Raw genomic sequence first — 6,446 nt, 5'->3', positions numbered from 1 at the left:
AACTAATTTTTCTGCCAACTTATGAAACCTCTAAAATGGTTCTTAAATCATCTAGAAAAATTAATCGTAAATCTGTGAGAAATATGTTGACTTGGAGTCACGGAAAATTTGCCTCTCATATAGAGCAAATGGCGGCTCGCCAAGGCGTTTTAGTCGTTCGTTGTAATGAAGCTTATACCTCTAAAACTTGTACGAATTGTGGTCACGTTCATCACAACTTGGGCGGCTCAAAAATTTATAAATGTCCTCAATGCGGTCATAGAATTGCACGGGATATCAATGGCGCTCGCAACATAATGTTGAGAGCTCTGCAGGCTACTGCCTTCACTGTTATCAATGATTCTATTGTGATCAGTGATGCTATATCTACTGAAGCGCTTTAATCAAATTTGAGCGTTTTGACGAGATTAAAAGTAGCACTGGGAAATTGTTCGATAGTCTTTGTGGTTATCATCCGGTACAATTTAGTCCGGATAATCAAACTTTAGTCAGTAGGAGTGAGGGAGGTCGGATTTTAACTTTCCTGGCGGGAAGTCCCGCGCTCTCCATCCCCCCTAACCCCCCTTTGGAAGGGGGGAGGGGAGCGTCGGGATGAAAGCCAGGGTCTGGATTCGGATACCTTCATAAGCTAAACGTTCATAGGCCCTTGACACTTTTAGGAGCATTTTGTTATTATCAATGTCAACACAGGGGGAGGACATCACCTCTGTCATGCGCAGCGGTCAGGGTTTCCCAGACTGAAGAATCCCACGTTGTCCCGTAAGGGCAACGTCGGGAGTATGTCAATTTGTAAGTTGTAGTTAATTACAGCGGTTTTCATTTAGATAGACCACAGTAGGGAGGTTCCATGGAACCTCCCTACAAGGTTTTTATTGTGACGTGAGGTCATGTATCTGAAAAGCGCTATAAAATTGTGGGCAAATAATTGGAGAAAAGTATGAGTAATGAAGAGAAAAAGCACGAATGCCTTTATGGAAAAGAGCTGAATAAAAATAAAGATTCAGATGTTCGTGGTTCTCTAAGATTGGAAGCTTCAACATCAAAACCTATAACTTCTGCTGGGGAATAAATATCAATTTATGTTGTGATTATAAATCCGTTTTCTGTTCCTGTTAAGATACTTAGTACAGAGACACATATACCAGTTGATATTAGGGATAAGTTGGCTCAAAAAAGGTATAGAAATAAAATCAATGAATCAAGGAAAGATTTACTCAAGAAAATTAAACAAGGTGACTTAAAAGAGGGTGGAGAAAATATTAAACAAGATGACTCACAAGAAGTTCAAGAAGACATTAAACAAGATAGCTCAAGAGGAATTCTACAATGGTTGATCATAAATGCTCTTAAATTTCAATTTCTTGCGGCAGATATATTTCGATTTATCCTGTCACTTGAGATTTTTCAGATTTTTCCATTATTTAGTTTTTTGCAGCTCGAACCTGATGAAAGGGTAGCTGTAGCTGTTAGTCCAGATGAAGAAGAGTCTTCTGGTAGTTTAAGGTATCTTGGGAAATCCTCAGTAGAAATCCACAATATTGAGGGAGACCTTAATGCTGCTTTGGAAAATAATATTGACCTAGAAATTCATAATGTGGAAGGAACTATAAACCTTGCAACTGGAGAAATAAATAACCTATAACTTCATAATGTGGAAGGAGAAATAAGCCTTACAACTGGAGAAAAAAATGATATTAAACAAACAGAAAATTCCCCTTCCCAAACCTCTTTCAAAACTCCATAAAAATTTAGTATTACACTATATCCGGGAGACTCTTTAGTTAAACATTTTGTCTTGAAAACTAGGAAATAGTTATTTTTTCATCCCGTTAGTCACACTTTTCAAATCCAGGTTCGTTATAGGATTGATGAGAGAGATCATGTAGATACAATCCCTTTCTCTGTAGATATTAGAGCGCCAATGCGTTCATCAATTTTTGGTGCAATTGTTGGAAGTATATTAGGACTTATTGTCAGTGGGGATGGAGAATTTGGAGACTTTCAAGATATCTTGTCTAAAAATTTCTTGCTGAAGATGTCTAGAACAGTTATTTTTGCTCTCATTATTATTGTGGCGTTTGCACGCAAAAGTAATGTTTAACAAGTTGTTTCAGTTGAAGATTTTTGGGGCGGACTGTTTACAGGGTTTTTAGTTGGATATTCAGGAGACTCCTTCATCCAATATATCTTGGGGAAAGGTAACGGAGAATCAGAAGTTTCTCAGTAAGATTTGTATGTTTATATATTGTAAAATTTTGATTAACAGGACTTACGCAGAAACAAAGTGGTGTATGATTTGATATGCGTGCCTAAGTTCTGTAATTTATTAATATCAGGACTTACGCAAAGGCTCTATATATACTGCCTCGTGCACTATAAAAATTTAGAATAAATGAAATCAAGAGGTTCTAATCTGTTTTCAGATGATGAAGAAAGAGCTTTTCAAGAATGGCAAGAAAAAGAAGAAAGAGAAAAAGAAGAATTTATAAAAGAGTTCATAAATTCGTGGGAGGCTCAAAAAAAAGCTAAAAGAAAATTGCAAATAATAAAAAATGAAATAAACGAACCTTTTTATGTACTTCCAAAAAGGAACGGAGGTTTTTATATCATTCCAAAAGATTTGGTAGATCCTTACACTTACAAAAAGAAACACGAACCAAGTAAAGCAGAAGTAATTGCTTGTAACTTTCTTGGTTATGGATGTCTTGGTTATTTATTTTTGTCTGCTTTATATGTTTTTGCTGTTATATATAATTGCCTCAATAGAATACGAAGACACAACTGGAACAGCAATTTAAAAAATTATAGAAATAGGTACCCAATTAGTCATAAAAATAGGTACCCAATTAATCCCAAACCTTCTTTTTATTGGTTTCCTTGCTTTTTTGGTCAGATGGTTATTATACCGTTTGAATGAAGATGTGAAAGACTCCAGACGCGAAGATGCCCGGAGACGGAGATAGCAAGATGTGAAAGACTTCATCAAAGCCTCTTTGTCAGAAGTCAAGAGCGATTAGAGGATTTTCTTACTTTTTCATAACTTTATTAAATTAACGCCTTATGCAATTTTTCCCAACCTACGAAATAATCGGAGCTTTGAAAAGAACCTTTTCAATAATCGGGAGAGAAACCGTTGTATTTTGGTAGAAAGTTGTACATCGCGTATAGTTGCAAACTTTTAGATGTGAAATAATTTTCTGAAATTACTACAGCATCAAAGTTTTGAGCTATAAAATCTTCTTACTCTTGACTTTTGACTTTTAACTTCTCCGTTAACTTCCTTCCGCAGTCGGTTTTATTTTCAATTCAAAAGCACTATATTCCCCACCCAAAGCTTCCACTATTGCCTGAGTATTAGAAAGCAACATTTTCACATAACTATCTCCCTCACTTCCAGGAGCGCCAATAGAATCAGAATATAACTCCCTAGCTGCCAACTTTACCCCAGCTTCCTCCGCAACCGTAGTAATCAACTGAGGATTAATAGTAGTCTCCGCAAAAATAGCAGGCACTCCAGTTTTCTTAATTTCCTCCGCCAAGTTTTTCACCGTCTGCGCACTAGGTTGTTCCTCCGTACTCATCCCAATTAAAGTTCCCGTAACCTCTAAACCATAAGCTCTCACATAATATTCAAAAGCATCATGGGTAGTCACCAGTCGGCGCTGACTTTCTGGAATAGTCTCTATTTGTTCGCTAATCCAAATATCAACCTGCCGTAACTCCTCAACTAATCTGGCAGCATTCTCCATAAACACCTCTTTATCTTCCGGCGACAACTCAATCAAAATATCTCGAATTGCATTTACCATCACAATTCCATTTTCGGCATCACCCCAAACGTGCGGATCTGGCACCAACTCCCCCTCCTCCGGATTTTGTAAAGGCGTCACCTTTTCCCCCACTGCCAACTTTTGCGCTCTTACACCAGCAGCATTCATCAGTTTAATTAAAGCAGGTTCCAAATTATAGCCATTATAAATAATTAAATCTGCTTTCTCAAAAGCCACACTATCAGCAGGCACCGGTTCATAAACATGAGGATCTGCTCCCGGTTCCATAATTCCCTGATGCTCAATTTCATCCCCACCTATTTTTTCTGCCATATCAGCAATGATGGTACTTGTCGAAACTACTAAAGGTTTACCCTCACCCTCAGCAGAAATATTTGAAGATGAAGCAGTACAACCACTAATCCATAATCCTAATAAAATTCCTATAGAAAATAGGGAATAGGGAACAGCGGTGCGAACCCGCGTCGGCGACAGACGCAAGCGGTCAGATCCCGCGACGACGACAGTTGCAAGGCAACGCTGACTAAGAGAGGGAATGCGCACCAAGAGATAGAACAGGCAATAGGAAGAAGTAATTGATAATTTATGGATAAGAATTGATTTTATTTTGGATTTTACGCAGAAACCAGGTTGCTCAAGGGAATTTCGTGAGAGAGAATTAGAGCAATAAACCTGGTTTCTTGTTTTGCTGCCTAATTCCTGTCTATATTTACCACTCAGATATATTTCCTGTTCCTTGTTCTGAGTTAAGCCTTTTCTACCCAGACTATTAATTGACATACTCCCGACGTTGCCCTTACGGGAAAACGCGGGATTCTTCAGTCTGGGAAACCCTGACCGCTGTTTAGACAGAGGTGATGTCCTCCCCCTGTGTTGACATTGATAATAACAAAATGCTCCTAGCTTGTCAAGGGCATATGAACGTTTAGCTTATGAAGGTATCCGAATCCTGGCCCAGGCTTTCATCCCGACGCTCCCCCTCCCCCCTATGCACGGGGGGTTAGGGGGGATGGAGAGCGCGGGACTTCCCGCCAGGAAAGTTAAATTAATTTTGCGCAGATACCTACTAATTCTCATTATGATTCAATTGACAATTTTTCATATTCCTTTCATAATTTATATCATATTGCTTTCATATTTTTCACCTTCCCACGTCAGTGAGACGATTTCAGAGAATCATATTTGATAATTAATAGGAGTCATAATTAATGAATCAGGCCAAAATTACAGTTAGTCATTTAGCAGTCCATTATCGTACCGTTGAGGCATTGCGAGACATTACCCTACAGATACAAGCAGGAAAATTAACAGGTATTATTGGCCCTAATGGCGCGGGAAAAAGTACCTTATTAAAAGGAATGCTGGGATTAATTCCTGTGACTGGGGGTTCTGTAATCTACAATGACAAACCACTTCACGAACAGTTGGGAAGAATTGCTTATGTGCCTCAGCGATCGCAAATTGATTGGACTTATCCTGCTACTGTCTGGGATGTGGTGATGATGGGGCGAGTGCGTCAGACTGGTTGGTTTCGTCGTTTTTCTAATGTGAGTCGGAGAATAGTATTGGAGGCGTTGACAAAGGTGGGGATGGATAGTTATCGCGATCGCCCCATCGGTGAACTTTCTGGCGGTCAGCAGCAACGAGTATTTTTGGCGCGTTCTTTAGCTCAAGAAGCCGATATTTTCTGTTTTGATGAGCCGTTTGTTGGGGTAGATAAGAAGACTGAAAATATTCTTTTTGAAATTTTTCACGAGTTAGCTGAAGTTGGAAAAATTGTCATAGTTGTTAATCACGATCTGGGAGAATCTATTACTAATTTTGACGATTTAATTCTGTTAAATAAGGAGTTAATTGCTGTTGGCGATCGACAAGTTGTATTGCAGGAAGAAAATTTGTATCGTGCTTATGGGGGTAAGGTTGGTTTCTTTGTTGAGAGAGGGAACAGGGAACACTTAACTGGGAACAGGGAACAGCTAGTTAACAGGATGTATAATTAATGCCGGCTTATGAACTTAAGGTTTTTTGAGGAGGATTAAAGTTTTAGTTATAGCACTGCAAAAAAGTTTTATAATTTTCATAAAATAGACATCTCCAGAAAATAAACTTGACCTTTATTTACTATAAAATAGAGTTGTAAAATTTCCTAATAAAATCATTTTCAGTAAAAATGTACAGAAAATCTCTTCCCAGTTAAGAGTTAAGTGTTCCCTGTTCCCTACTTTTACAAAAAGTCTACATATTTTTCGGAGATGTCTAATAGAAATCCTTGACAACTAATATTTTGACTTGAGTGAGAGCTATAGCAATCCTAAATGATTTGTCAAAAAATAGGAAGATCAAAATCTTAATGCTGTGAAGATTTCCCACAAACAAACAGCACAAATTTACTGAAGTTATTGTCAGTTAAACTGCTGTGAGCGAATAAATTTTTTTTGGTGACCTTACTTGCCTGACGAATGAAACCAGACTATCTCTTAAATGTGTTTGTAGGCTTGCCTTGCAGTGGCTGGATCTAGATTAAATTCAGTGTCTACAAATTGCACTGGATCAAAAGTATTAATCCACACATGAGCGCCACATTTGGCTGGATTATAAGGTCGATAGACGATGTGGCAAGGACCTGAAATATATAAGTCATAACCATAATCGTTC

General features: G+C 38.2%; 7 protein-coding genes. 6 read left to right on the top strand and 1 reads right to left on the bottom strand.

From position 1 onward, the window contains the following. The first annotated feature begins 35 nt into the window (after positions 1-35). The 5 genes from F6K40_RS37850 (at position 36) to F6K40_RS37830 (ending at position 2,917) form a co-directional block, all read left to right on the top strand. Positions 36-383, top strand: coding sequence for a zinc ribbon domain-containing protein (locus tag F6K40_RS37850; protein ID WP_293144661.1), 348 nt, complete (start codon positions 36-38; stop codon positions 381-383). A gap of 554 nt (positions 384-937) precedes the next feature. After that, the gene (locus F6K40_RS37845; protein ID WP_293144659.1) at positions 938-1,069 is read left to right on the top strand and encodes a hypothetical protein; all 132 of its coding nucleotides are present in this window, start codon (positions 938-940) and stop codon (positions 1,067-1,069) included. Positions 1,070-1,084: 15 nt separating this feature from the next. Next, positions 1,085-1,642: a hypothetical protein gene (locus F6K40_RS37840; protein WP_293144656.1), complete on the top strand. Its 558-nt coding sequence runs from the start codon at positions 1,085-1,087 to the stop codon at positions 1,640-1,642. A gap of 279 nt (positions 1,643-1,921) precedes the next feature. After that, positions 1,922-2,101: a hypothetical protein gene (locus F6K40_RS37835; protein ID WP_293144653.1), complete on the top strand. Its 180-nt coding sequence runs from the start codon at positions 1,922-1,924 to the stop codon at positions 2,099-2,101. Positions 2,102-2,392: 291 nt separating this feature from the next. Then, positions 2,393-2,917 carry a hypothetical protein gene (locus F6K40_RS37830; protein ID WP_293144650.1) on the top strand — a complete coding sequence of 175 codons (525 nt, stop codon included), beginning with the start codon at positions 2,393-2,395 and terminating at the stop codon, positions 2,915-2,917. Between the two features lie 355 nt (positions 2,918-3,272). On the opposite strand, the gene F6K40_RS37825 is transcribed toward F6K40_RS37830, so the two are convergent. Further along, on the bottom strand, positions 3,273-4,217 hold the full coding sequence (locus tag F6K40_RS37825) for a metal ABC transporter solute-binding protein, Zn/Mn family (protein ID WP_375340631.1): 945 nt from the start codon (positions 4,215-4,217) through the stop codon (positions 3,273-3,275). A 782-nt stretch (positions 4,218-4,999) separates the two neighbouring features. On the opposite strand from F6K40_RS37825, the gene F6K40_RS37820 reads away from it, so the two are divergent. Then, positions 5,000-5,791: a metal ABC transporter ATP-binding protein gene (locus F6K40_RS37820; RefSeq protein ID WP_293144647.1), complete on the top strand. Its 792-nt coding sequence runs from the start codon at positions 5,000-5,002 to the stop codon at positions 5,789-5,791. Positions 5,792-6,446 lie beyond the last annotated feature (655 nt).

This window comes from Okeania sp. SIO3I5, assembly GCF_010672085.1.
Taxonomy (GTDB): Bacteria; Cyanobacteriota; Cyanobacteriia; order Cyanobacteriales; family Microcoleaceae; genus Trichodesmium.
This window is presented reverse-complemented; position numbering and strand designations above follow the sequence as displayed.